The sequence below is a fragment of the Kitasatospora sp. NPDC056184 genome, from assembly GCF_042268405.1.
Lineage (GTDB): Bacteria > Actinomycetota > Actinomycetes > Streptomycetales > Streptomycetaceae > Kitasatospora.
In genome coordinates, this window is sequence record NZ_JBHJUI010000018.1 from 1 (window position 1) to 25983 (window position 25983).

General features: G+C 71.1%; 17 protein-coding genes. 10 read left to right on the plus strand and 7 right to left on the minus strand.

All coding sequences use genetic code 11. The features are described from left to right. Positions 1 to 88: 88 nt before the first annotated feature. Both ACFC0B_RS29190 and ACFC0B_RS29195 read right to left on the minus strand, forming a co-directional pair. On the minus strand, positions 89 to 322 hold the full coding sequence (locus ACFC0B_RS29190) for a DUF397 domain-containing protein (protein ID WP_376092193.1): 234 nt from the start codon (positions 320 to 322) through the stop codon (positions 89 to 91). Beyond that, a complete protein-coding gene (locus ACFC0B_RS29195; protein WP_376092196.1) occupies positions 319 to 1182 on the minus strand; it encodes a helix-turn-helix domain-containing protein in 864 nt (287 codons plus the stop codon). The genes ACFC0B_RS29190 and ACFC0B_RS29195 overlap by 4 nt, the downstream gene beginning before the upstream one ends. A 268-nt stretch (positions 1183 to 1450) precedes the next feature. Here ACFC0B_RS29195 and ACFC0B_RS29200 point away from each other — a divergent pair, with 268 nt between their 5' ends. Continuing rightward, entirely contained in the window at positions 1451 to 2260 is an 810-nt protein-coding gene (locus ACFC0B_RS29200) for an alpha/beta fold hydrolase (RefSeq protein WP_376092199.1), read from the plus strand. 63 nt (positions 2261 to 2323) lie between these two features. Here the strand turns inward: ACFC0B_RS29200 and ACFC0B_RS29205 are convergent, their stop codons facing one another. Both ACFC0B_RS29205 and ACFC0B_RS29210 read right to left on the minus strand, forming a co-directional pair. Then, entirely contained in the window at positions 2324 to 2800 is a 477-nt protein-coding gene (locus ACFC0B_RS29205) for a hypothetical protein (protein ID WP_376092202.1), read from the minus strand. A 1-nt stretch (position 2801) separates the two neighbouring features. After that, positions 2802 to 9785 carry an RHS repeat-associated core domain-containing protein gene (locus ACFC0B_RS29210; protein ID WP_376092205.1) on the minus strand — a complete coding sequence of 2328 codons (6984 nt, stop codon included), beginning with the start codon at positions 9783 to 9785 and terminating at the stop codon, positions 2802 to 2804. A gap of 843 nt (positions 9786 to 10628) precedes the next feature. On the opposite strand from ACFC0B_RS29210, the gene ACFC0B_RS29215 reads away from it, so the two are divergent. After that, entirely contained in the window at positions 10629 to 14135 is a 3507-nt protein-coding gene (locus tag ACFC0B_RS29215) for a ricin-type beta-trefoil lectin domain protein (protein WP_376092527.1), read from the plus strand. Positions 14136 to 14287: 152 nt separating this feature from the next. On the opposite strand, the gene ACFC0B_RS29220 is transcribed toward ACFC0B_RS29215, so the two are convergent. Continuing rightward, on the minus strand, positions 14288 to 15424 hold the full coding sequence (locus ACFC0B_RS29220; RefSeq protein ID WP_376092208.1) for a serine hydrolase domain-containing protein: 1137 nt from the start codon (positions 15422 to 15424) through the stop codon (positions 14288 to 14290). Between the two features lie 126 nt (positions 15425 to 15550). On the opposite strand from ACFC0B_RS29220, the gene ACFC0B_RS29225 reads away from it, so the two are divergent. Further along, positions 15551 to 17020 carry a protein kinase gene (locus ACFC0B_RS29225; protein ID WP_376092211.1) on the plus strand — a complete coding sequence of 490 codons (1470 nt, stop codon included), beginning with the start codon at positions 15551 to 15553 and terminating at the stop codon, positions 17018 to 17020. Positions 17021 to 17057: 37 nt separating this feature from the next. On the opposite strand, the gene ACFC0B_RS29230 is transcribed toward ACFC0B_RS29225, so the two are convergent. Then, positions 17058 to 17804, minus strand: coding sequence for a TetR/AcrR family transcriptional regulator (locus tag ACFC0B_RS29230; RefSeq protein WP_376092214.1), 747 nt, complete (start codon positions 17802 to 17804; stop codon positions 17058 to 17060). 108 nt (positions 17805 to 17912) lie between these two features. Here ACFC0B_RS29230 and ACFC0B_RS29235 point away from each other — a divergent pair, with 108 nt between their 5' ends. The 6 genes from ACFC0B_RS29235 (at position 17913) to ACFC0B_RS29260 (ending at position 24067) form a co-directional block, all read left to right on the plus strand. Continuing rightward, positions 17913 to 18989 (plus strand): ATP-binding cassette domain-containing protein, encoded by a 1077-nt coding sequence (locus ACFC0B_RS29235; RefSeq protein WP_376092217.1) that lies wholly within the window; start codon positions 17913 to 17915, stop codon positions 18987 to 18989. Further along, complete coding sequence (locus tag ACFC0B_RS29240) at positions 18989 to 19828, plus strand: ABC transporter permease (protein WP_376092220.1); 840 nt, start codon at positions 18989 to 18991, stop codon at positions 19826 to 19828. The genes ACFC0B_RS29235 and ACFC0B_RS29240 overlap by 1 nt, the downstream gene beginning before the upstream one ends. Positions 19829 to 19929: 101 nt before the next feature. Further along, positions 19930 to 20916 carry an aldo/keto reductase gene (locus ACFC0B_RS29245; RefSeq protein WP_376092223.1) on the plus strand — a complete coding sequence of 329 codons (987 nt, stop codon included), beginning with the start codon at positions 19930 to 19932 and terminating at the stop codon, positions 20914 to 20916. A gap of 290 nt (positions 20917 to 21206) precedes the next feature. Then, positions 21207 to 22652, plus strand: coding sequence for an FAD-dependent monooxygenase (locus tag ACFC0B_RS29250; RefSeq protein WP_376092226.1), 1446 nt, complete (start codon positions 21207 to 21209; stop codon positions 22650 to 22652). A 116-nt stretch (positions 22653 to 22768) separates the two neighbouring features. Then, the gene (locus tag ACFC0B_RS29255; protein ID WP_376092229.1) at positions 22769 to 23422 is read left to right on the plus strand and encodes a TetR/AcrR family transcriptional regulator; all 654 of its coding nucleotides are present in this window, start codon (positions 22769 to 22771) and stop codon (positions 23420 to 23422) included. 135 nt (positions 23423 to 23557) lie between these two features. After that, on the plus strand, positions 23558 to 24067 hold the full coding sequence (locus tag ACFC0B_RS29260; protein ID WP_376092232.1) for a DUF4188 domain-containing protein: 510 nt from the start codon (positions 23558 to 23560) through the stop codon (positions 24065 to 24067). A gap of 51 nt (positions 24068 to 24118) precedes the next feature. On the opposite strand, the gene ACFC0B_RS29265 is transcribed toward ACFC0B_RS29260, so the two are convergent. Beyond that, positions 24119 to 24979 (minus strand): hypothetical protein, encoded by an 861-nt coding sequence (locus ACFC0B_RS29265; RefSeq protein ID WP_376092235.1) that lies wholly within the window; start codon positions 24977 to 24979, stop codon positions 24119 to 24121. Between the two features lie 242 nt (positions 24980 to 25221). Here ACFC0B_RS29265 and rpe point away from each other — a divergent pair, with 242 nt between their 5' ends. Further along, positions 25222 to 25905 (plus strand): ribulose-phosphate 3-epimerase, encoded by a 684-nt coding sequence (gene rpe / locus ACFC0B_RS29270; protein ID WP_376092238.1) that lies wholly within the window; start codon positions 25222 to 25224, stop codon positions 25903 to 25905. Positions 25906 to 25983 lie beyond the last annotated feature (78 nt).

Consider the following 25983-nt stretch of genomic DNA (forward strand, 5'->3'; position numbering starts at 1 on the left):
AGCCGACAAATCCCAAACAGGACAGTCGAGACGTCAGTCAGGCGGCGAGTCAGACCCACCCGCAGCGTCACCACGAACATCATCACTGTCAGGCGGTGAAGTCGGGGGAGCGGGTCTCGATGGCCTTGACGAAGGCGGCCCACTCGGCGTGGTCGAACGCGAGGTGGGGCCGGTCGGGGGCCTTGTCGTCGCCGAGCCAGACGTCGCCGTTGGGGAAGCGGGCGATGACCACACAGTTGCCGTTGCCGTCACCGGAGAAGGGGGACTTGATCCACTCGGCGTCGGAGGGGTCGTGGACGTAGGGATCGTGCTTCTGGCTCACGTCAGCTCTTCCAACTTGCGTTCAAGGGCGGTGATGGTGTCGGCAGGAGACAACGCATGCCGCTCGACTCGGGCGAAGGCTCGCTCGGCTCGTCGCACGTCGCGTCCCGTCCTACGCGGGAGCATACCGCCGACGGCTTCGATGAATACGAAGCCGTTTTCGGTATCGCCCGGGAACTGCATGAGGGTGACGCCGGATGACAGAATGCCGGTCCGACCTGCGCTGAGTGGCACCATGCGCAGTGTCACGTTCGGCAATTGGGCGACCTCGACGGCGTGCGCGATCTGCCGCGCCAGGACGGACTGATCGCCGGCGATCAGCAGCGCGACCTCACCGAAGTACGCCTCCAGCGTCAGCGCCGGCTCGTCGGTGAGCCTCCGCTGCCGCAGGATCCGGACCTCGGCCCCCGCCTCGACGCTCTCCTCGTTGGGCGAGTCGAGGCCCGCCGCGATCATCTCCATCGCGTACTCGCCGGTCTGCACGAGGCCCGGGAACCCGGAGGGGAAGTAGTCCAGCATGGACGAGGCCTCGGCCTCCAGGGCGAGGTACTCCGCGAAGGCCGGCGTGATCGCCTCGGCGTAGTCCAGGTTCCGCCACCACTGCTTCGGCGGCGGCCCGCTGCCGAGGAGGTTCTCGTAGTACTCCCGGTCCGCGCCGCTGACCCCGTAGTAGTCGAGGAGGGTCGCGAGGTCCCTGGGGCCTACGGGCTGCTCCGCCCGCTCCATCTTGCTGAGGCGTGCGGCGCTCCAGCCGTCCAGACCGCTGGTGACCTCCAGGAGCTTCCTGTTCTGCTCCAGCCGCAGGGCTCGCAGTTCGTCGCCGAGTCTGATCTGCCGGATCGTGGAGAGGTCGGTGGTCAAGTGGGGCCCTCCGTTCGGATGTTGGGGCCCAGTCTTGCCGCACGCGCCGCCGGGACTCAAGCCGCTTTCAAGGTCCACCGATTTTCTCGGACATTCCCATGCGTATTCGATTTCGGGAATTCCGCGTGATCGTCCGCCGGGCCGGTGGTTCCGCTCCGTGACGGCGTCCGCATTCCCCCCGGTCCGTTCATCCGACCGGTGTGACGGGGGTGTGTCACGCTGGTGGGTGGGGCGCTACCGGTGCACGACCGAGGTCGGGAGGCTCGTGATGGCGGAGATCAGGGTGAACGGGGTGTCGCTGTACTACGAGACCCGGGGTGCCGGGCCGGGGCTGGTGCTGGTGCACGGATCGTGGACGGACGCCGACAGCTGGTCGCGCGTCCTGCCGGGGCTCGGCGAGGAGACCACCGCCGTCGCCTACGACCGGCGCGGGCACAGCCGCAGCGAGGACCTGCTCACCCAGGGTTCCGTGTACGAGGACGCCGCCGACCTGGCCGCCCTGATCGTCGGACTGGGCCTCGCGCCGGCCTACGTCTGCGGCGACTCCTACGGCGGCCTGATCGCCCTCCGCCTCGCCGCCGCCCGCCCCGACCTGCTGCGCGGCGTGGCCGTCCACGAACCGCCCGCGACCGGCACCCTGCTCGCCGACCCGGAGCTGCGCCCCCTCGGCGTCGCCTTCGCCGAACGGATCTCGGCCGTCCGCGAGCTCCTCGAACAGGCCGAATCGGCCGCCGGGGCCGAGCGCTACGTCGACACCGTCGCCTTCGGCCCGGGGGCCTGGGAACAGCTCCCCGCGCCGGTCCGCCACACCTACATCCGCAACGCGCCGACCTACCTCGACGAACTGCGCGACCCGGACGCCCTCGACCTCGACCTCACCGCCCTCAACCGCTTCACCGAACGCGTCCTCCTCACCCAGAGCGACGACAGCGAACCGATGTACGGCGAGGTCCTCGACCTGATCGACCTCTCCCTCCCCAAACCCGAACGCCACGTCTACCCCCACGCCGGCCACGCCCCCCACCTCTCCGAACCCGAGCAGTGGGTCCGCACCACCCTCCCCCGCGCCCTGGGTTGACCCGCTCCGATACGTCCGATGCGGTAGGCGTTCCAGGTGGAAGCGCCTACCGCATCGGGGTCATCAACTGCTGGGTGTGGATCTCAGGATTTCAGCTGTGAAGGATTTCATCAAATCCCGCGAAAATGGGGATTCCTCGTCAGGGGTGACAAGAGTTACTAGCCATGCCGAATGCATCAGGAGGAGCATTTCGTACGGCCTGAAGCCGAATCCGTTGTGGCTGTATGGGTCCTCCAGGGATGAAACCTTCAGTTCCCTTTTCTCCATTGGCTGGTAGAGGATGGAGAATGGGCCTCCTTGGTTGTCGACAAAATAGCCTTCCTCTTGCCAGCGATCGGCCATCTGTCGGTCTTGAGCAATGAGTAGATCTCCAGAACTGTCCGAGATGTCCTCGACTCTCCCGATCCAGGGGTGAAACTCGCCCGACTGCTGGGAAAACAGTAGGCTGCCCCATTTTCTTGACGTCGCATCAAGGAACGAACTGATCGCGCCGGCGACCGGGCCGGGTGTCAAAATGACAAGGTCATGGCCCGTGATCAATTTAACCCCATTCTTCTGTAGGGCCAAAATATTCAACTGATGATCTGGGGACGGTGGCACCCCCGGGTATTTCGAAAATATGCGCTCCTCGACCTCCTCTTAGGGGGACGAGTTCGGATTGCTCGACTGAAAATTCCATCACATACTCGGACTTTGCGGACGTGATTCCCAGGACGCGCTTGAATGCCCCAGGAGCCCTCAGGTCATTGGGGCTCTTGTTGGTGAAGAATGGGCCGGCCCCGTTCTTTGAGCTTCCAGGGCGGATGACGTAGGGATTCTGTGAGCGGATTCCGTTGTATCCGGCCTTGTCTGTGTAGTGAAAAACCGTGACGGAATTACCTGAGGCTGCTTTGTTGGCGGTGCGCGGAATGAAAGTCGGGCAGTTGTGCACCAATACCGGAAGCGAGCCAGCCAGCACATAGTACGTGTGAAGGTCCGCGACCGTCAGGTCATGGGCTTGCTGGGGCTGCGTGGTGTAACTGCGGGTTCCGACGATGAGCATCGTGCTCTGATCGGGTCCGATGAGACGGTGACCGGTCTGGAGCGCGCCGGCTTCGGTCCAGCGCCGGGTGGTTTCGTCCCAGTACGGGTGGGTGGACGTGGAGGCTATGGTCGTTGTGGTGGTGGGCTCGCCGCCGTCCGTAGGAACGGTCAGGGTGAGTTCGGTGAACTCTGAGTCGTCAGGCGTGACGATCGTCGCGGTCACGGGTCGTGACGTGGTCTCACCGGTCTGTGGGTCGGTGGTGGTGACGAACTCGCCTGCTTGAAGTTTGCCGATTGGCTTCGCGGTGCCGTCGGCCATGAGCACGAGTGTGCTCGGCAGGAAACTGTGGCATCCTCCGCTGATCTTCTTGCCGACCACGGACATGAGGATCAGGGTTGTGGCCTGGCCGCTGGTGTAGGCGTACTCGCCGTTCTTTACCTGATCGGCCATCTCCTTGACGCCGTCGATACTTCCGCTGACGGTCTTTATCGACATCGCGACAGGGTTGAGCGATATCGCGGTCGCCTTGCAGGCGCTGCCGCTCCAGCCGAAGACACAGTTCTTCATGTCCTTGTACGGCTGCAGCATGCCCTTCGCGGTGCCGACGACGGTGTCCTTGACGCCGTCGAAGAAACCGCGCTTCTTCGGAGGCGGGCCGATGGGCACCACGGGCTTGTATCCGGGAGCACTGTCGACCAGCCGCTGAAGAGCGGTTTCGGGGACGTATTCCGCGGTTGCCTGCTCCGCGTTCTTCATCGTGATGGTGCCGCCGGTACCGGTGCACTTGTAGAGCGTGCCGCACTCGGGTGAGGCGAGGCCGCTGGGGTCGCTGCGGTTGACCGGGTCGTTCTCGCTGTAGGCGTAGCCGTTCCACTGCTGCGGGTTCGCGTCGTCGAGAATCGGGTCGGGGCTGATGAAGCGGCCGGTGGCGGGGTCGTACTGGCGGGCTCCCAGGTTGGTGAGGCCGGTGGTGTCGTCCTTGGTGCCGCCGACGAAGCCCTTGCCGCCGGCCCAGCTGGAGGCCGGGGGCTGGGTGCCGCGGGGGTTGCCGAAGGGGTCGGTGGGGCGGCGGGTGACGGGCTGGGTGCTGGTCGTCCCGATCTGGAGGCCGCTGGTGCCGTGGGGGTCGGTGGCCTGGATGAGAGTGGTGCCGCCGCCGATGGGGGCGGTGACGCGCAGGTAGGTCAGGCCGCCGGCCGAGGCGACGGTCCGGACGTTGCTCGTCGAGCCCGTGGCGGTGTCGAGCGTGAGCTCGTCCGTGGGGAGGTTGAGCGTGGTCTTGCCGGGGTTGCGGCGGATGAGCTGGTTGCCGTCGGCGTCGTAGAGGTAGGTGGTCGTGCCGCCGGCCGTCTTGGCGAGGGAAGCGAGCCTGTCCTCGCCGTTCCAGGTCAGGGTGGTGGTGCCGGCGGTGTCGGTGATGGCGGTGGTGTTGCCCTTGGCGTCGTACTGGTAGCTGACGGCCTTGGTCCCGCCGGGTCCGGTGGTGGTGGAGGTCAGGAGGGCGTGGGGCCCGCCGGTTCCGCCGCCGGTGTTGGGCGCGGTGGTGGGGGTGTTGCGGCTCTTTGCGGCTCCGAAGGTCTGGGTGGTGGTGGTGTCGTTGGTGCTGTTGCCGGTGATGTCGTGGCGGACGAGGCCGGTGCGGTTGCCGCTGGCGTCGTAGCTGTAGGTGTTCCAGTAGGGGGCGGGTCCGCCGATGCTGCGGCCGCCGGGGCCGACCTGGGCCGGGCCGGTGGCGTTGTTACAGCCGCCGATGCCGGGCACGCTGGTGGAGCCGCCGGTTCCGTGGGTGGTCCCGGCGGAGTCGGTCCAGTCGGCGGTGGTACGGACGCCCTGGGTGTCCGTCCAGGCGTTGGTCAGCCGGCCCAGGTGGTCATAGGTGAAGCACTGGGTGTCGGTGCTCGCGGCGTCCTGGATGGTGCTGACCGAGGTGATCCGGCCGGACGGCGTGTAGGTGTAGCTGGTCTGGTCGGTGGCGACGGTGCCGGTCTGGCGGGAGACGAAGGAGTTGATGACGCGTCCGGTGGCCCAGTCGTACTGCTGGAGCGAGACGACCTGCACGCCGTAGGCGCCGAAGGTGGTCTCCAGGGGGCGGGCCATCGGGTCGTAGGTGATCTGGGGGATGACGGCCTGTCCCCGGCTGGAGGCCGAGGTGAGCAGGCCGGTGATGGTCGTGCCGTAGGACACGGTCTCGGCCGGCAGGCCACCAGCCGCCGGGATGGTCGTGGCCTTCAGGAACCCCCGGCCCTTGCTGTAGATGTTGGTGGTGGAGTAGGTGCCGGCGAGGGCGCCCTCGGCGCTGGGGATGGTGACCGACGTACCCAGGGCCCGGTAGCCGGTGTCGTAGCCGGTGACGGCCGTGGTGTAGGCCGGTCCGCCTGATCCGCCGACGTAGCGGGTTGAGGAGGTCGGCAGGCCCTTGGCCAGCGTGTCGTACGTCCAGGCCGCCAGCTGGTTGGCCGGGGCGACGCTGCCGCTGTAGCTTCCGGTCTTCCTGCCGAGCAGGTCGTACGTGTACGCCAGGGTCTGGCCCTTGGCGTCGGTCGTACGGTCGACTTGCGAGTCCGTGTCGTAGAACGTCTGGCTGGTGCCGGTGTCCGGATCGGTCGCGGAGACCTTCCGGCCCCTCAGGTCGTAGGTGTAGCTCCAGGTGTTGCCACTGCTGTCGGTGCGCCCGGAGGGCTGGCCGGCCGCGGTGTAGGCGAAGGTCGTGATGTCGGCGTCGGCGGGGCTCCCGGTGGCCGTGCTGGTGCGGTACTCCCAGGCGGCCGTGGTCCGGCCTCGGGCGTCGGTCACGATGGAGGTCGGCGTGGCCCCGGTGGGCGGGGTGGTGTCGGTCCGGTCCGCACCGGGGTAGGCCGTGGTGCCGGCCCACTGGAGGTTGCCGTTCGAGCGGAACTCCGAGCGCACCACGCGTCCGGTGCCGTCGTACGTGTTCCAGGTCTGGCCGGGAATCTGGCCGTCACCGACGGGGAGGAAGATGGATTCGGTGGGGAACGAGGTCTTCTCGTAGTACGGGTTGGACGTCTTGATCACCCAGCCGTGGGTGTCGTAGACGGTGTCCGTGATCAGACGCCCGGTCGGGTAGGCCGTGCTCATGCTCTGGGTCTGCCGGGCGCGGCCGAATCCGTCGAGGAGTTCGATGGTCGTCAGGTAGGTGGCGACGTCGTCGTTGATCGACTTGGTCGTGATGGTGGACGGTCCCGCCGTGCCCCTGACGGAGTAGCTGAAGGTCTTGCTCGGGAGTGCGTTCGTCGGGCGGTCCGGGGCCCAGACGTCCGTGATGCGCCCGATCGCGTCGTACTTCGACGTGGTGACCCGGCCGTTCATGTCCGTGCTGGTGAGCGGCAGGCCGCGGGCAGGGTCCTGGACGACGGTGGTGGTCCAGCCCGCACCCATCGGTCCGGTCGTCCGCACCTCGGAGGGAAGGGAGCCGGTTGCCGGAGTGAGCGCTGTTGCCGTGACCGCCGGGGTGACCGAGGGCCCGCTGAGCTGGGCGCCGTCGCGGTCGTAGGTCGAGCCGTTCGACGATGCGGCGGTCATGCTCCGGCCGTAGGCGTCGAAGGTCACACTGCTGGAGTGGGCGTAGACCGGATTGCCGGCCTGGTCGTGGTGGTCGAGGGCCTGGCTGCTGGTCGGGTCGCCCGCTGTCCCGGCGTACCCGAGGGGCTTGCCGTCGTACAGGGTGCGGCTGCCGCTGATGGTGGTGACGGCCGTGGGCTTGGTGGAGCAGTTGCCCTGGACGGTGATTTCCTCGGAAGCCAGGGTGAGCAGGAGCGGGTTGTCGCTCAGTGCGTAGCTGGTGGTCTTGCAGATCTCCGGGGTGGCGGTGGTGCCGTCACCCTTGTCATTGACCTGAACGACGCGGTTCCCGTGCGCCGGATCGGTCGTGGTGACCGTACTGGCGGTCCGCCAGCTCCCGTCGGCGAGTTTCGCCTTGGTAAGAGAGGTGGTCTGGGAGTCCGAGTAGCGGGCGTGGATCTGCGGTGCGCCGGCGCTCTGGGCGTGCGTGGCGGTGATCTGCTGGCCGTTGTACTGCTTGCCGGCCACCGATCGGACGGTGCCGCCGGCCTGGTCGTAGTCCTCGGTGGCCACGATGCGGCCGGCGAGCCAGTCCTCGTCGGTGACGGTGCCGCCGAGGGGGCTGGTGACCTGGACGTTGCGCTTGTCGGTGCCGTTGGCGAGGTAGTCGCCGTGCATCCCGCGCAGGTAGGTGATCGTCTGCTGGGTCTTGGGGGCCTCGCTGGAGGAGCCGCTGCCCGTGGTGGTGGTCACCGACTGGTAGCCGCGGAACTGGTCCCAGGTCCGGGCCTTGGGGTCGGTGGACTCGGCGTCGTTGCGGTGCCAGGCGGCGCCGCCGTTGTACGTGTACTCGGTGGTCTTGCCGATCGCGGGGGTGCTGACGAGGTCCTGCTCGGTGACGAGCTTGACGAGCGGCTTGTTGAACCAGTCGTCGACCGGCTCCGGGTCCTGGCCGGGCATGCCCTGGTAGGGCAGATACCACTTGACCGGCATGCACGCCATGGAGTTGCCGTCCGCGGAGGCGGGCATGCGGTTGTTGACCCGGGAGCACTCGGGATCGTTGTAGGCGACGTTGATCCGGCTGCCGGCCTCGGTGGTGATGCCCTGGATCCGCGGGCGCATGAACATGCGCTCCGGCACGTCCAGGCCGTCGACCCGGTTGGCCATCATCCGGTAGGTGAAGCTCACGGGCGGCAGGGTGATCGGCGTCTGGCCGTTGGACCCGGTTCGCCGGACGGAGTCCAGCTGCAGGGTCTTCTTGGTGCCGTCTCCGGGGTCGGCGAGCGACTGGGTGAGCGCCCAGCTGTCCACGGTGCGGTAGGCGCCGCTGACGAGGGCCTGGGTGGTGATGGCGGTCAGCCGCTTGGTGGTGAAGAACGTCGGTGCGGAGTTCGTGCAGGTGCCCGAGCCGGTGCAGATCTGGTCGACCGGGACATCGGGCCAGAAGTCGGCGTTGGCGGTGGTGCGCTGGTCCTCGGCGCAGGTGACCGAACCGGAGGGCAGGCACCGCTCCGCGACCGTGAAGGCGACCTTCGCCGCAGGGTTGAGAGTGCCCTTGGCGGCCTTCTGCTCGTCGAGCCGCTGGCCGTAGCCGATCTCCCGGAGGTACGCGCTGCGCTGGTAGTCGGTGAGGACCCCCTTGCTGCTGTCCGGCGCGCCGCCCCGGCTGTACTTGTTGCCCTCGGTCGCGTACTTGTACGTGGTCAGGTTGCCGTGGGGGTCGACGACGAAGTCGAGCTGCCAGCGCCAGGCCATCTGGCACCAGGAGTCGTTGCCCGACGAGGCGCTGTAGCAGGGGTCGCTGCTCTTCGGCGAGTACACCGGCGTCGTCAGGACGGAGTTCGCGGCGGGGTCGGTGCCGTCGCCACCGGGCAGGTGGTTGAGGCCGAAGTAGTACTGGATCCCGTCCGGCGTGGTGATCCGCCAGTACTCCATGTCCCGGTAGCTGACGTCGTTGCCGCTGCGCGGTGCACCGGTCAGCTGCTCGATCTTGGAGCCGTCGTCGTCCTGCAGGTGCCAGGTACCGGTGGCGTCGTCGCGCACGATGGTGCCGGAACGGCCACCGAGTGCGAGGGTGGCGTTCTGGCCGCCCCAGCACAGGTCCGCGGATCCCGAGATCCCGGACTTGTTGCAGCCCTTGTAGGAGCGCTCGATGAAACCGGGCTCGTAGCCCCAGCCGTCACCGACCCAGGAGGACTGTGAGTTGGTCGCCGACGTCTTCCCGTCGACGGCGGCCGAGTTGTAGCCGAGCGTGACGGTGGGCGCCTCGCCGCCGAGGGCCGCCGGCACGGAGACCGGATAGGCGTAGGAGAAGCTCCCGGAGTTGGAGCCGGCGTTCCAACCGGCGGAGGGCGAGAGCGTCGTCGCCGTGTAGTTGCCGCCGGCGCCGAATGGAGTGGGCAGCGCGGCGAGTACCACGGGTGCGCTCGCGACAGAGGCGGAACCGGTCGGAGCAGCCGAACCAATCCCGGCTGCGAAGGACGTCTTGACTCCTCCGGCGCGCTCCTGGGCCGGGGCGGCCGCGGGCAGCGTCACCTCGGCGCTGACCAACCCGTGGCCGTCGGCCTGGACGGGGACGGGTGTCTGGGTACGGCACTCGGCCCGATCCGGCGTGGTCAGGGCGCAGGCGGGCAGCGCGACCAGCGCGGCGCGGTCGGACCACGCGCCGGCCTGCAGCGACTTGAGGTCCAGGGAGACCTTGGCGCTGCGACCGTCGCCGGTCGTCGACGCCTCGACGTCGGACACTGCGATGAGGGGGCCGACGACGCCTGCCGCCTTGCCCGCTTCCGGAGCGGTCACCTGGACGCGGACCGTGCGCGCACTCTCGCCGGCACCGCTGCCGGGGGTGACGCGGACGGCGAGATCGCCGGCCTTGGCACCGGAGGCACCGCTGGAGGCGGGTGAGGCGCCCCCGGTGGCCGCGCGGGCGGCCTTCGCTCCGGCGCTGTCGACACCGATCGTGACGGTCTCGGTCCCGGTCACGACGGTGGGCGCGGCCTTAGGCGGCCCATTGGGCGTCCGGGTCGCGGGCTCCTGGTTCGGCGGCTGGGCGTCGTGGCCCTCCACCGATACCGCCGCTCCCACCGCCGGAGAGTTGGGAGGGCTCCAAACCTTCCCCTCCGGTTCGGGATACGTCCACGCCACCGCCGGCGGAACGGACACCCCCGTCAATGCCAGGGCGACCATCGCCGCCACCACTGGTGAACGCCATCGGCGTCTTTTTGAACTCCCGGCCCGTATCCGGGCAGGCAAAACTCCCACCGGAGAATCTCCTCGGTCTTTGTCGACGTGGCGTCAAATGAACATGGATGCACCACGGTCGGAGTGACGATAGGTGAGGGCTCTGACGTGCCACCAGATCGTTCGGCCACCATGCGCACGATGTTTATGGACTCTTGACCTTGGGACCGGAAGATTTCCGGACATGCTGGGCACGAACCCGCAAGTGGGTTGACTAAACCGCAGGTCAGGCACCATCGTTCCGACCCGAACGTGACCCCAGACGGGGGCCGCTGCCCGGGAAGGGGAAGCGCGGTAGGCATGCCCACTGCATCGCGCACAAGAGTGCACACATCATCCACACAATCCGTACGTGGTCGTACGGTCTGGCTGACTGCCATCGCCACGAGTTGTGTCCTCGGTATCGGCCTGCTCGGCGTACCCGCCGCATTCGCCGACGATTCCACGGCCGCGCACGGGCCCGTCGGAGGTGTGACACCGATTGCGCCTTCGCAACCACCACCCCCCCGGACACCTGAGCAACAGGCGGTATTCGACGCCATCTCCAACGCGAAGGCGAGCGGCAGGTCGGTCGTCGTGGACACCATGACGAGCGAGACGTCGAGGACCGTGGCGAACCCGGACGGGAGGCTGACCACCACGGACAACGCCCAACCCGTGCGCGTCAAGCGTGACGGCGCGTGGGCCGACATCGACGCGAGCCTGCGGGCCAACGGCGACGGCACTCTCAGCCCGTCCGTCTCCCCGACCGCGGTGACCTTCTCCGGGGGTGGCGTCGGCCCGATGGCCACCGTGGCAACCCCGGACGGCAAGGAGCTCTCCGTCGGGGCGCCGTTCACGCTGCCCAGGCCTTCCGTGGACGGCGGCACCGCCACCTACGCGAACGTGCTGCCGGGCGTCGACCTGCAGCTGACCGCGCTCGACGTCGGCGGCTGGCGGGACGTCATCGTCGTGCACACCCCCGAGGCTGCGGCCGATCCCGCGTTGAAGACCCTCCGCTTCCCGATCAGCACCAAGGGCCTGACCGTCACCGCGGACGACCAGGGGCAGATCGACGTGAAGGACGACGCCGGCGTGGCCCGGTTCCGCTCGCCCGCGTCGCTGCAGTGGGACTCTTCACGGACGGGCCAGAGTGCTCCGGCCCCGGCCGCCAAGTCCTTCGGCCTCGCGGCGGCCCCCGCCGCCGGAGACGCCGACCTCCAGCCGACGGGACTGCCATCGACCGCCGAGGGCCCGGGGGACGGCGCCAACGTCGCCACCATGGGGACGAAGGTCGCCGGCGGGGCCATCGAGTTGACGCCCGACCCGCAGGCGCTGGGCGCCGGCAGCGGGCCCTGGTACCTCGACCCGTCGCTCACCGCGGTCACCAGCGGGATCCAGGGGTCGGTCGAGGTCCAGGAGAACCACCCGGGCTACGAGTACTACAACAAGAAGACCAACCTCGCGACGGGCTTCTGCGGCTACCACAGCACCGATCCGAACCAGGACTGCGGCATCGAAGGCCGCCAGCGCGCGTACTTCCAGTTCGCGGTCAATCCGGCGATCTACACCAAGGTCGAGGGCGCGGACTCCCCGCCCGTTCTGTACAGCTCGACCCTCAACGGCCTGGTGACCGGCGCGGCCAGCCCCGGAACCTCGACCGAGCTCGGCGTCTACTGGGCCCCCACGGCGATCCACGACCACAGCAAGTGGACCGACCAGCCGTGCGGCTACGGGAACAAGGGCGCGGTCATGGAGGGCTGCGAGTTCGTCGGCAGCCAGGTCATCAGCGGCAACGGCGGCCCGCTCGCCATAGACGTGACTGACATGATGAAGCGCGCCGCCAACGGCACGTGGTCCACCTGGACCATCGGCATCGCGCCCAGGGCCGGCGAGATGGAGAAGCTCTACCGGCACCACCTCGACAGCAAGCCGAGCGTCACGACCACCTACGACACCGCGCCCACGGTCTGGCACCCGCGCACCTACCCCACCCCCGGCTTCGCCAAGACCAAGAACAGCAACGGCGGTGCCGCCGAGTGCACCAGCGGAGGGGTCCGCCCCTGGGACAACCCCGGGTGGATCGGCAGCAACCAGAACATCTACCTCTACGCCAACAGCTGGTCCCCGACCGGCCAGATCGTGCACACCGGCGTCCACGTGTGGGACGACAACGACCCCAACTTCAGCTACCGCTGGGGCACCTGGGGCGGAAGCTGGAACTACCCGGCGGAACCGGTGACGCCGGGCGCGCTGAGCGACGGACACCAGTACGGCTGGTACGCGCAGTCGTCCGACGGACTCCTCGACTCGCCGGCGAGCGAGTGGTGCTACTTCCGCGTCGATCGCACCAACCCGCGGGCCAGCATCAGCTCCAGCGACTTCCCGCCCGCCGGCACGCCGAACCCCAACCCCGCCAAGTACATGAACGACCAGGGCGCCTTCACGGTCAACGCCGAGGACCCCGCCCCCGGCCCGGGCCTCCGGGCATCCGGGATCGCGTGCGTGCGCGTCAGCGCCGACCCGACCCCGGTCGTCGGCTGGACGTGCGACGCCAACGACCCCTCCACCCTCGCTCCGGGGACCACGTTCAACTACCAGGCGCGCAAGTGGGGCATCAACACCATCTATGCCTGGGCCATGGACATCGCGGGAAACTACAGCCAGGCCGCGGTCTACAACTTCTACGTCCCCTGGAAGCCCGGCACCCAGCCGCTCTTCGGTGATGTCGACAACGACCAGAAGGCCGACATCGTCGGCGCCGACAAGAACGGCGACCTCCGCGTCATCGGTGGCAATGCCGATCCGGTGAGCTCGCTCGCCGCGACCTCGGCGGCCGCTCCCGGTGCCAACGACTACGGCACCACCTGGGCCGACTTCCAGATAAGCCATCGCGGAAGCCTGACCGTCGGCGCCTCCGTCGACCAGATCATCGCCCACTACAACAAGCCCGTCACCGACAGGACCAAGCCTCTCGCGGACGCGCTCTACCTGATCAACAACAACGGAACCGGGGGCTTCGACAAGCTCGTGCCCGGGATCGTTACGCGCCCGGAGATCTGCCTCACGTACGGCACCGGCGCGCCGTGCGACATCTACCACGACACGTGGAGCCACATCTCGCAGCTCCTCGCATTCGGCACCCCGACCGGTGAGGCCACCGCCGAGAAGCCCGCCATCAACCGGCCCGTCTTCACCACGCAGACCTCGATCCTCACCGTCGAGGATGGAAAGCTCTACCTCTTCGAGCCCGGAGGCACCCCGGAGATTCCCACCGCGCTGCTGATCCCCGCGGCGAGCGGCAGTTGGGACGATCTCGAGCTCATCAACCCCGGTGCCGCCAACGGACCGACCATCAGTACGCTCACCAACAAGTCCGTCAATCAGGCGACGCTCTGGGCCCGCAGCCGTTCCACCGGCGACATCTACGCCTATCCGCTCGGCTGGAACCCCGACCAGACCGTCGACTACTCGGCGCTGACCAAGCCGGACAAGGGGATCAAGCTCACCACCAACGCCGCGCTCAAGGCCGGCACCCACCCGCGGATCGGCGCGGGCGACCTCAACAGTGACGGACTCGCCGATCTCTGGGTGATCGACAACACCAACGCCCTCGCGATCTTCCCCGGCTCCGGCACCAACGGCAAGGTCACCGGCTTCGCCCCCTGGGTCCTCGCCGGCTACGCCGACGCGAGCGTTTCCATCCACTCCGCCCTCGTCGACTGGCTCTGTGCCGACGCCGAAGGCGGCCCCCGCCCGGGCGCCGAACTCGCCGTCTACGCCTGCTGGCAGACGGCCAACCAGCGGTTCAACTTCGCAAGCGACGGCACCGTCCGCGTCGGCAGCTACTGCCTGTCGACCAAGGACAACGCACTCACCAACGGCACCCGCGCGGTCCTCGCCCTCTGCACAGGCGAAACCGGACAGAAATGGAGCATGCGACCCGACGGCCGACTCTACATCCCGGGCACTGTCAACGCCGACAGCACCGGCGGCAAGTGCCTGGAACTGCCCGGCTGGGCAACAGCACAAGGCACCCGACTCGGCATCTGGGACTGCCCCGTACTCCAGGCCAACCAGCGCTGGACACTCCAGCCCGAACGCACCCCCTGACACACTCAACCCACCGAGGGCGGCGAGGTGCCCCCGCCCTCGGTGAACCAGGGCCCCGGCTCCGGCCGGGGCCCTGTGCTGTTGTGTCCACCGATCACCGCCGTGGGGCGGCGACCGCGGCGGACCGTTCAGGAACAGCGGTTGTCCGTTGCTCAGACGCCGAGGGCGGCGATGAGGTGGTTGGCGCGGGGGTCGGCGTGGCCGATCATGCGGTTGGCGGTGTAGGCGAAGGTGAGGCCGAGGTGGGGGTCGGCGAAGGTGAACTGGCCGCCGGCGCCGTCGTTGCCGAAGCTGTGGGGGGTGAGCATGGGGCGGAGGGTGGGGGAGGGGAGGAGGAAGCCGGAGGACCAGCGGGCGCCGAGGTCGAAGCCCAGGTGGCCGGGGCCGGAGGAGAGTTCGCGGGTGGCGTCGGCGATGGTGGCGGGGGTGAGCAGGGGTGGGGCGTCGTCGAGGCCGGTGACGGTGGCGGCGAGGAGGGTGGAGAGGGCGGTGGCGGAGGCGACGGCGCCCGCGCCGGGGAGTTCGACGGCGTGCAGGTCGGGGTCGTTCCAGCCGTGCGGTTCGTCGAGGCCGGGGAAGACGAGCGCGCCGTTCATCGTGACGATGCGGGTGAGCAGGTGCTCGGGGCCGGGCATCGGGCGGCGGCCCTCGGCCTCGGCGAGGCGGGCCAGGCGGGGGAGTTCGGTGGCGGGCAGGCCGATCCAGGCGTCGAGGCCGAGGGGTGCGGCGAAGGTGAGGTGGAAGAACCGCCCGGGGGTGAGGCCGGTGATGCGGCGGATCACCTCGCCGATCGCGAAGCCGAAGACGTGGCCGTGGTACTCGTGCGCGGTGTCCGGCTCCCAGAGCGGCTTCTGGTCTTCGATCGCGCGGATGACGGGGGTCCAGGCGGCGATCTGGGAGAAGGTCAGGGGTGCGTCCAGGGCGGGGATGCCGGCGCGGTGGGCGAGCACCATGCGGGTGGTGATCGCCTGCTTGCCGCCCCGGGCGAACTCGGGCCAGTAGCGGGCGATCGGCGCGTCCAGGTCGAGGCGGCCCTGCTGGGCGAGCAGGTGGGCGGAGAGGGAGACCAGCGCCTTGGCGCAGGAGAAGACCGGGACCACGGTGTCCGCCTGCCAGGGCCGGCCGGTGCGTTCGTCGGCGACGCCGCCCCACAGTTCGACCACCTTGCGGCCGCCCGCGTGGACGGTGACGGCGGCGCCGAGTTCGGGGAAGTCGGCGAAGTTGCGGGCGAAGGCGTCGGCGACGGCGCCGAAGCCCTCGTCGGCCCAGCCGTGGTGGTCGGTCTGCATGGCGGTGTCTTTCTCCTGGGCGCGGGATCGCTGGCCGGGTCACGGTAGGCGGCGGAAGGTGTCCGGGGGAAATGATTTGATGACGGGGCGTCAACGCCGTGCGGCCGGGCCGCTAGGGTGTGCCGGATGACAGCGGTGAACGGGGCACTGATCGGGGGCCGGTACCAGCTCGTGGAGCTGATCGGCCAGGGCGGCATGGGGCGGGTCTGGCGGGGCTGGGACACCACCCTGGGCCGGGACGTCGCCGTGAAGGAGGTGCTGCTGCCGCAGGGCGTGACGGACGCCGAGCGCGAGCAGCTCGTCGAGCGGGTGCTGCGCGAGGCGCGGGCCGCCGCCCGGCTGAACCACCCCGGGATCATCACCGTGCACGACGTCGTCGAGCACGAGGGCGCGCCGGTGATCGTGATGGAGCTGGTGCGCGGGGTCTCGCTGGCGACGGCGCTGGCCCGGGAGGGCGCGCTGCCGGTGGCGCGGGTCGCCGAGATCGGGTCGGCCGTGGTCAAGGCGCTGCAGCAGGCGCACGCGGCGGGCATCGTGCACCGGGACCTCAAGCCGGACAACGTGCTGCTGATGGGCGAGCGCGTCGTCCTCACCGACTTCGGCATCGCGCACATGGCGGACGCGACCACGGCGCTCACCCGGACCGGCGCGGTCATCGGCACGCCCGCGTACATGGCGCCGGAGCAGTTGGAGGGCCGGCCGCCCGTGCCCGCCAACGACCTGTGGGCGCTCGGCGCGACCCTGTACGCGGCGGTGGAGGGCGAGGCGCCGTTCGGCGGGTCGACGTTCGGCGCGCTGTGTGTGGCGGTGGTGACCAAGGAGCCGCGGCCGCCGGTACGGGCGGGCGCGCTGGCGGCGCTGCTGGGGGCGCTGCTGACCAAGGACCCGGCGGCGCGGCCGTCGGCGGAGCGGGTGCTGGCCGCGTTGGCGGCGGTGGCCCGGGCGCAGGCGCCGGGGGCACCGGCGGGCGCGTACGGGCCGCCTCCGGTGACGGCGTTGGCGACGGCGGCGGACGTGCCGCCGGTGCTGGGGCCGGTGCGGGTCCCGCCGCAGGCCGGTGCGGCGGCGGCCCCGGTGTGGGGGCCGGGCGCGCGGTCCACACCGCCGGTGGGTCCCGGGCCGCTGGCGCCGTCCCAGCCGACGGGGTGGCAGGGGCCGGTGCCGTCCGTGCCCGTACCGCCCGCGCCCGTGCCGCAGCCCCGGCGCCCCGCGCCGCACCCGGCGGCGGCGATGCTGGTGCGGTTCATCGGCTGCCTGGCGCTGATCTGGGTCGTCGGCTCGGTGCTGCCGTGGAACTACCTCGACCACGTCCGCCCCGACTTCGTCCCGACCGCCCTCGGCATCACCGCCGCGCTGGCGCTGCTGCACGCGGTGCCGCGGCCCCGGTGGCATCCGATGGCGGTGTGGGCGGTGACCGTCGTGGCCGACTTCGGCCTCTGGTACCTGACCGGGAGCCTGTTGGAGGCGTGGCTCGGCGGCTGGGACACCGGGTTCGGGGAGGCGCCGGGGCAGATCGCCGTCAACATGCTGCTGCTCGGCACGGGGGCGTGGCTGCTCTGGATGTTCGTTCCGGGCAGCCGCCGCCGCGAGGAATAGCCGACGGGCTGTCGGGGCGCGGTGCCCCAGGTGGTGGTCAGGGCTGCTCGACCGGCGCCAGCGCGGCGGTGATCACGCGGTCGAGTGAGCGGTCGAAGACGGTGTCGGGGTCGCCGGCCGGCGCGCCGGCGGTGGCGAACGCGGCGGCCAGGTGGGGGTACGCGCCGCTCGCCGCGGCGCGGCCGAGGTAACCGGCCAGTTCCGCCTGCCACTTGGCGCCGGCCGCCGCCGTGCGCTCGTACTGGGCGTACTGGCAGACGAAGCCGTTGAGCAGGGCGAGCGCCTCCAGGCGCGCGGTGCCGTCCAGGCCGCTGGGTTCGGTGACGGCGAGGAAGTGGTCGGTGTAGCGCAGGGCGTGCGGGCCGAGGCCGGGGCGGGCGATCACCAGGGCCGGCGCCCAGGGGTGGCGGCGCAGCGCGGCGAGCTGCTCGTGGGCGAGTCGGCGCAGGTCGGTGCGGCAGTCGCCGGTCGGGGTGAGGGCGGTGTAGTCGTACTCGGCGGCGACGGCGTCGAGCATGAGGTCGAGCAGGTGCTCCTTCTTCGGCACGTAGTTGTAGAGCGACATGGTGCCCGCGCCGAGTGCCGAGGCGACCCGGCGCATGGAGACCGCGTCCAGGCCCTCCGCGTCCGCGATGGCGATGGCGGCGGCGGCGATCGAGGTCCGGCTGTGGGCCGGGCGGGGGCCCCGGCCGGTGCGCTCGGGGCGCAGCCAGATCAGCTCGGGTGCCTCGCCCGGAAACGCGGCGGGGGCGGAGTCGCTGTGCGGGGATTCTTCGGACGGCACTGGTTGATCACCTCGGTTCCCCATCTTAGATACGTACGGCGTACGTAGTACGATGCGCCCGCAAGCTCTTCTACGTACGCTGTACCTAGTGAGGGGGTGGGCGGAGCCATGTCCGACACCATCCGGAACCACGCCGGAGCCACCGTCGCCGCCATCGAGATGGCCGGCGTCGAGAAACGTTTCGGCACCACCCGCGCGCTGCGCGGCCTCGACCTGACCGTCCCCGCCGGCACCGTCTGCGGCCTGCTCGGCCCCAACGGCGCGGGCAAGACCACCGCCGTCCGCGTCCTCGCCACCCTCGTCGCCCCCGACCGCGGGACCGCCCGGGTGGCGGGCCACGACGTGGTCCGCGCCCCCGACGCCGTCCGGCGCAGCATCGGCCTGGCCGGTCAGCACGCCGCCGTCGACGAGGGCCTCACCGGCCGCGACAACCTGCACCTGCTCGGCCGGCTGCACCACCTCGGCGCCCGCGGCGCCCGGGCCCGGGCCGGGGAACTCCTCGACCGCTTCGGGCTCGCCGAGGCCGCCGACCGGCTCGTCCGCACCTACTCCGGCGGCATGCGGCGCCGGCTCGACCTCGTCGCCAGCCTGGTCACCGCCCCGCCGGTGCTCTTCCTGGACGAGCCCACCACCGGCCTCGACCCGCGCAGCCGGCAGCAGATCTGGGACGTGGTGCGGGAGTTGGCCGCCGCCGGTACCACCGTGCTGCTCACCACCCAGTACCTGGAGGAGGCCGACCGGCTGGCCGACTCGATCGTGCTGGTCGACCACGGCGCCGCCATCGCCACCGGCCCGCCGCAGCGGCTCAAGGCGTCGATCGGCACCCGGGTCTCGGTCACCCTCGCCGACGCCGCCCACCTCGGCCGGGCCGCCGTGGTAGTGGCGGCGCTCGCCGGGACCGGCGACGTGCGGGTGGACCAGCACGAGCGGACCGTCGAGGTGGTCTCCCGGCCCGGGGTGGAGGTGCTGCTGCCCAGGCTGGTGCGGGAGTTGGACGCGGTGGGGGTGGTCGCCCGGGACGCCGCGCTCCGGCCGCCCTCGCTGGACGACGTCTTCCTCGCCTTCACCGGGCGCGCGGACGGCGCGCCGCCCGGCACCTCCACGGAAGCGGAAGCGGAAGCGGAAGCGGAAGCGGTGACGGGCACGGAAGCGGAGACGGACACGGAGACGGAGAGGGCCGCCTGATGTCCGCACCCGCGCGCCCGATGTCCGCGCCCGCGCGCCTGCTCGCCGACACCTGGTCGTCGACGCTCCGCGTCCTCCTCGCCTACCGCCGCTCGCCCGGACTGGTGGCCGCCTCGCTGGCCGTCCCCGTGCTGATGGTGGTGCTGTTCGGCTATGTGTTCGGCAGCGCCATCGCCGTGCCCGGTGCGTCCGGAAGCGGTGACACCGGCGGCTACCGGGAGTTCCTGATGCCCGGCCTGTTCGCCATGGTCGCCGTCAACGGCATCATGCCCACCATGGTCGGCGCCGCCCGCGACGTCGGGCGCGGCATCACCGACCGGCTCCGCTCGATGGCGGTCTCCCGCACCGGCCTGTTGCTCGGCCAGACCCTCGCCGACCTGCTGGTCAGCCTGGTCGTCCTGGCCCTCCTGTCGGCGGTCGGGCTGGCCGTCGGCTGGCGGATCCGCGGCGGAGCGGGCGACGCCGCGGCGGCGTTCGGCCTGCTGCTGCTCTTCCGGTTCACCATGACCTGGGTCGGTCTGCTGCTCGGACTGGCCGTCGGCAAGGAGGAGGCGGCCGGGCAACTGGCCGTCGCGGTCTTCCCGTTGGCGATGGTGACCAACGCCTTCGTGCCCACCGGCGGCATGCCCGGCTGGCTGGCCGCGCTCGCCGACTGGAACCCGATGAGCGCCGTCGTCCAGGCCGGACGCGAGCTGTTCGGCAACCCGTCCGCCCCGGCCGCCGCCTGGCCGATGCAGCACGCGACCTCGGCCACCCTGCTCTGGTGCGCGCTCCTGCTGCTGCTCTGCGGCCCGCTCGCGGTACGGAAGTTCGCTACGCACGGCGCCCGCGGACGCTGACCGCCGACACTTCGCGGGCACTTCGCCGGCACCCGCGCGACCCGCGTCCCACGGGGCGAAATGTGCTGGACAGCACGGCCGGTGCGGCTCAGGGTGGCTCCATGGAGTTCACCCACCTCGGCCGCACCGGCCTCACCGTCTCCCGACTCTGTCTGGGCACCATGAACTTCGGCCCGCACACCGAGGAGTCCGACGCCCATCTGATCATGGACAGCGCCCACGAACGGGGCATCAACTTCTTCGACACCTCGAACAGTTACGGCCGCAACGTCGAAGGCGGCCAGAAGGGGCGCACCGAGGAGATCATCGGTCGCTGGTTCGCCAAGGGCGACGGCCGCCGCGAGCGCACCGTGCTCGCCACCAAGGCCTACGCCCCGATGGGCGAGTGGCCGAACGAGGGCCGGCTCTCCGCCCTCGCCATCCGCCGCGCCGTCGACGCCAGCCTGCGCCGCCTCGGCACCGACTACATCGACCTCTACCAGATGCACCACATCGACCGGGACACGCCCTGGGAGGAGATCTGGCAGGCGATGGAGGTCCTGGTCGCCCAGGGCAAGATCATCTACGTCGGCTCCAGCAACTTCGCGGGCTGGCACATCGCCCGCGCCCAGGAGGCCGCCGGCAGCCGCCACTTCCTCGGCCTGGTCAGCGAGCAGTCCCTCTACAACCTGCTCGACCGCACCATCGAGCTGGAGGTCATCCCCGCCGTCGAGTACTACGGGCTCGGCCTGCTCCCGTGGTCCCCGCTGCGCAGCGGCGTGCTGAGCGGCGCCCTCCGCAAGGAGCGCGAGGGCGGCCTCGTCCGCGGCGCGCTGCCGCACGCCGGCGAGATCCTGGAGGCCAACCGGCCCCGCATCCAGGCCTACGAGGACCTCGCCGCCGAGGTCGGCGAGCATCCCGCCGACCTCGCCCTCGCCTGGCTGCTCTCCCGCCCCGCCGTCACCGCCCCGATCGTCGGCCCGCGCGCGGCCTCCCACCTCGACGCGGCCGTGCACGCCCTCGGCATCAAGCTCGACGACGAGGTCCTCGCCCGTCTGGACGCCCTCTTCCCGGGCCGGAAGCCGGCCCCGGAGGACTACGCCTGGTAGCAGCGGAGGGGAGGAGACTTCACGCGTGTGTGCCCGCGTCTCGCCGAGACGCGGGCACACACGCGTCAGCCGGGGGTGCGGGAGGGGGTGCGGGAGGACCGGACGGGCGAGGGGTGTTCACTCGCCGCCACTCTCAACGTATAGCGCACGGGGGGTCTTGCGGCAAGGGGGTGGGGGAGGCGCAGAATCATCGGCCTGGGCCGGGATGGGGCGGAACGGCGGGATTCGTGGAATCCATGGCGTTCTGCCCGTTTCGGCGGATGTGCGTGAACGAGGGAACGGGGCCTCCGGTGAAGGACGTTGTCGTGGTCGGCGGCGGGCCGACCGGGCTGATGCTGGCGTGCGAGCTGCGGCTGCACGGGGTCGGCGCGGTCGTGCTGGAGCGGTTGGCGGAGCGGGGCGGGGAGTCGCGCGGACGCGGGTTGCACGCGCGCAGCGTGGAGATCATGGACCAGCGGGGGCTGTTGGAGCGGTTCCTCGCGGTGAGCGAGAAGTTCCAGGTGGGCGGGCTGTTCGGCGGCGTCATGACGACCTGGCCGGAGAGCCTGGACACCGCCCACCCGTACGGGCTGGCCACCCCGCAGGCGGTCACCGAGCGGCTGCTGGAGGAGCGCGCCCTCGAACTCGGGGCCGTGATCAGGCGCGGTTGCGAGGTCGCCGGACTGAGCCAGGACGCGGAGGGCGTGACCGTCGAACTGGCGGACGGCACACGGCTGCGCTCGCGCTACCTGGTCGGCTGCGACGGCGGGCGCAGCACGGTGCGCAAGGCGCTCGGCGTGGGCTTCCCGGGGGAGCCCGCCACGGTCGAGACGCTGATCGGCGACCTGGAGCTGACCGCCGACCCGGCGGAGGTGGCCGCCGTGGTGGAGCGGGTGCGCCGCACCGAACCGCGGTTCGGCGTGGCCCCCGACGTGGACGGCCGACCGGGGGTCGCGCGGATGATCGTGCCGGCGGCCGGCGTCGCCGAGGACCGGGCGACGCCGCCGACGCTGGAGGAGTTCAAGGCGCGGCTGCGCGCCGTCGCGGGCACCGATTTCGGCGCGCACACGCCGCACTGGCTCTCCCGGTTCGGCGACGCCACCCGGCAGGCCGAGCGCTACCGGGTCGGCCGGGTGCTGCTGGCCGGCGACGCGGCGCACATCCACCCGCCGACCGGCGGGCAGGGGCTCAACCTCGGTGTGCAGGACGCGTTCAACCTGGGTTGGAAGCTCGCCGCCGAGGTCGAGGGCTGGGCGCCGGCGGGGCTGTTGGACAGCTACCACACGGAGCGGCACCCGGTCGGCGCCCGCGTGCTGACCAACACCCAGGCGCAGATGACCCTGCTCGGCAGCGCGCCGGGGCCGACCGCGCTGCGGGAACTGCTCGCTCGGCTGATGGAGGTCGAGGAGGTGAACCGCTACGTCACCGGTGTGATCACCGCGGTCGACATCCGCTACGAGGTTGGCGACGGGGACCACGCACTCGTCGGCCGACGGCTGCGGGACGTCCGACTGTCGGGGGACCGCCGACTGTACGGACGGCTGCACGGCGGCCGCGGGCTGCTGCTCGACCGCACCGGCGGCCGGCTCTCGACGGAGGGCTGGGCGGACTGGGTCGACCACGTCGCCGACGCCGGGGCGGAGTTGGACGTGCCCGCCGTCCTGCTGCGGCCGGACGGTCATGTGGTCTGGGTCGGGGACGGTCAGGGTGGGATGGAGGCCGCGCTGACCCGGTGGTGGGGCGCCCCCGTCAGCTGAACGCGTCGGGGAACACGCCGGGGAACGCGCCTCGGAACGCCCCCGGAACGGGCCCGTGGCCGATGACCGCCTGGCACCGGCCCTGGGGCCGCCGGTGGTGTGATAGCACTGCCCGCATGACGGAGAGGCCCGCGGAGCGCGGGAGTTACCACCACGGGGCGCTGCCCGAGGCACTGGTCGGGGCGGCGTTCGAGCTGCTGGACGAGCTGGGGCAGGAGAAGGTCACCATGCGGGAGGTGGCCCGCCGGGCGGGGGTTTCGGCCGGGGCGCCGTTCCGGCACTTCGCGGACCGGCGGGCACTGATGACGGCGGTGGCGGACCGGGCGCTGGCGGACTTCGAGCGGTGGCAGCGCGTGGAGATGGCCGCGGCCGCGGGGGCGGACCCGGACGCGGGTGCGGGCATGGGTGCGGGTGCCGGGGATCAGCGGGCGGTGCTGCGGGCGGTCGGGCTCGGCTTCGTCCGCTACGCGATCCGGTACCCCCACCGCTTCGCGCTGGTGCGGTCGCGGGTGTTCGCGCCCTCCCCGCAGCCGGAGCTGCGCGAGCGGCTGTCCGGGATCGACCGCGCGTACACCGAGGTGATCGTCGCCGACCAGGCGGCGGGGCTGCTGCGGCCGGGCGATCCGGCGCTGGTCGGGCTCGCGGGGCAGGCGCTGGTGTACGGGCTGGCGCAGATGATCGTGGACGGGTACCTGCCGGCCGAGAAGGCGGAGGAGGTGGTCGCGCAGGTGCTCGACACCTTCGGCCGGGGAGTCGCCAACCCGCGCTGAGCGGAGGGGACTTCGCGTGCGCGGAGGGTTGACCGGGTGCGGGCGCGCTGATGTAATCGCCGATTACATCGGCCTCTACCCGCGAGTAGCCAGAGCGCTGGGAGGGCCGGAAGCGCCGACAGGCTGGGGGCAGACGTGTTCGCGAAACCGACTCCGGGCTTCACCACCGCGGCCGCCACCGGGGACACCGTCGTCCTGCTCATCGGGATGCGGATCAACCGGTTCTGGGCCGTCCACCAGTGGGTGCCGGCGATGCTGGCGATGTTCCGGATGCTCCACGACCTGGCGAAGGAGCCGGAGCGCGGCCTGCGCGGGAAGGTCCTGCTGACCGCCTCGCCGCGCACCTACTACGTCGTCCAGTACTGGGAGTCCAAGGAGAAGCTGTACCGGTACGCGACCGCGCCGGACGCCTTCCACCACCGGGTGTGGAAGACCGCCAACAAGAAGCTCAAGGACGGCCGGCTGCGCGGGCTGGTCGGGCTCTGGCACGAGACGTACGTCGTGCCGGAGGGCTCGTACGAGTGCGTGTACTTCGACATGCCGCCGTTCGGGCTCGCGGGCGCGACCGGGGTGCTGCCGGTGGAGAGCCGGGGGCGGACCGCCGAGCAGCGGCTCGCCTTCCGCTCCGAGGGGGTGGAGGAGTGACCGGCCGCCGTCACCGGCCAGGGGGCGGGTGGCGGCGGCCGGCCGGAGGTGTCAGGCCGTGGTGGTCGCGGGCAGGCCGATGGGGTTGATCGGCGGCAGAGCCGTACGACAGAGGGCCGAGATCGGCTTGAGGGCGGCGGCGAGCCGGTCCAGCTCGGCGCGCGGGTGGTTCTCCCAGACCCGGGCGGCGGCGAGGTCGGTGGCCGCCTCCAGCGAGTGGTGGCGGATCCGGCCGCACTCGGTGATGGTGCCGCGTTCGGTGAGCCAGCCGCGTTCGGCCAGCCGGGCCGCGGCCGCGTCCCACTCGGCGTCGGTCCAGCCGCGCATCGGCTGCAGCGCCTCGCGCCGCACGTCCAGGGCGCAGCGGACCACCAGCGCCTCGCAGCCGTCGAGGCCCGCCGAGACCAGGGCGGCGATGTGGCCGTCGCCGCGGTGCTCGCGCATCACGGTGGCGGCCTGCCAGAGGCGGCCGTACAGGTCGGACGGGCGGGGGAGGGAGGCGTTGGCGGCGGCCAGGACCCGCCCGGCGCAGTCCAGCCGGGTGACGGCGTCCTCCAGGAGGTCGGTCGCCAGCTCGACCTGCGCCCGGTCGACGTGCTCCAGCAGCCGCGCCAGGGCCGCCGAGGCGCCGGAGGCCCGGGCGGCGAGCGCCGTCTCCGGGTCGGCGAGCTTCCAGACCTCCGGCAGGGCGCGCTCGATCGGGGCGGGCGCGAAGTTGAAGAACGCCGCGATCACCGGCGTCGCGTCCACCGGGCCGAGCGGGGCGGCGCGGCCGGCGAAGTAGCTGCGCGCGACCCCGCGCAGGCCGACCGCCTCGAAGGCGCCGAGGCTCTCGGGGGTGAAGTAGGTGACGGCGTGCACCGGCTCGAAGAGCCACCACAGGGCCCGGGCGGGGTGGACGAGATCGGCCAAGAGGGAACCTTCCTCAGGGGAGGGGGCGGTCGCGCCGTACGGGTGTACTCATTGCAGGTTGTCGTACTGGCTGATGACCACGGCGCCGGTCACGATAACCCTGACCGGGGTGTGATGACGGTCACGCGGAGGTCTCGGTGGTGCCACGCGGCCGACGGTGCACGAGATGATGGCCGGGGTGCGCCCCGCGCACGCCCGATCCCTCGCAGACGGCACGAAGGCAAGAAGAGGTAACAGGCCCCATGGCGCAGATCAACCCCAGCATCCTGTCCGCGGACTTCGCCCGGCTGGCCCAGGAGGCCGAGGCCGTGCGGGGCTCGGACTGGCTGCACGTCGACGTGATGGACAACCACTTCGTGCCCAACCTGACCCTCGGTGTCCCGATCGTCGAGTCGCTGGCCCGGGCCACCGACACCCCGCTCGACTGCCACCTCATGATCGAGGACCCGGACCGCTGGGCCCCCCAGTACGTGGAGGCCGGCGCCGGCTCGGTGACCTTCCACGTCGAGGCCGCCGCCGCGCCCGTCCGGCTGGCCCGCGAGATCCGGGCCAAGGGCGCCCGCGCCTCGATGGCGCTCAAGCCGGCCACGCCGATCGAGCCCTACGAGGACCTGCTGCCCGAGCTGGACATGCTGCTGATCATGACCGTCGAGCCGGGCTTCGGCGGCCAGGCGTTCCTGGACATCATGCTGCCGAAGATCCGCCGGACCAGGCAGCTGATCGCCAAGCACGGACTGGAGCTGTGGCTCCAGGTCGACGGCGGTGTCTCGGCGAGCACCATCGAGCGCTGCGCCGAGGCCGGCGCGGACGTCTTCGTCGCCGGTTCGGCGGTGTACGGCGCCGAGGACCCGGCCGAGGCGGTCGCCAAGCTGCGCACCCTCGCCGAGGGCGCGAGCGCCGACGCCTGGTGGGCCTGCGGGCACTGAGCCCCGGCCGGGCGGTCCCGGGTGGAGGATCGCCGTGCCCTGGTGGAGGATCGTTGCGACGACCCCTCCGGCCGGGGA

What these genes read in the sequence shown, in the direction of transcription:
- ACFC0B_RS29200 (WP_376092199.1), top strand. Translation starts at nt 1,451, where the DNA reads ATGGCGGAGATCAGGGTGAACGGGGTGTCGCTGTACTACGAGACCCGG.
- ACFC0B_RS29215 (WP_376092527.1), top strand. Translation starts at nt 10,629, where the DNA reads ATGACGAGCGAGACGTCGAGGACCGTGGCGAACCCGGACGGGAGGCTG.
- ACFC0B_RS29220 (WP_376092208.1), bottom strand. Translation starts at nt 15,424, where the DNA reads ATGCAGACCGACCACCACGGCTGGGCCGACGAGGGCTTCGGCGCCGTC.
- ACFC0B_RS29225 (WP_376092211.1), top strand. Translation starts at nt 15,551, where the DNA reads ATGACAGCGGTGAACGGGGCACTGATCGGGGGCCGGTACCAGCTCGTG.
- ACFC0B_RS29235 (WP_376092217.1), top strand. Translation starts at nt 17,913, where the DNA reads ATGTCCGACACCATCCGGAACCACGCCGGAGCCACCGTCGCCGCCATC.
- ACFC0B_RS29240 (WP_376092220.1), top strand. Translation starts at nt 18,989, where the DNA reads ATGTCCGCACCCGCGCGCCCGATGTCCGCGCCCGCGCGCCTGCTCGCC.
- ACFC0B_RS29245 (WP_376092223.1), top strand. Translation starts at nt 19,930, where the DNA reads ATGGAGTTCACCCACCTCGGCCGCACCGGCCTCACCGTCTCCCGACTC.
- ACFC0B_RS29255 (WP_376092229.1), top strand. Translation starts at nt 22,769, where the DNA reads ATGACGGAGAGGCCCGCGGAGCGCGGGAGTTACCACCACGGGGCGCTG.
- rpe (WP_376092238.1), top strand. Translation starts at nt 25,222, where the DNA reads ATGGCGCAGATCAACCCCAGCATCCTGTCCGCGGACTTCGCCCGGCTG.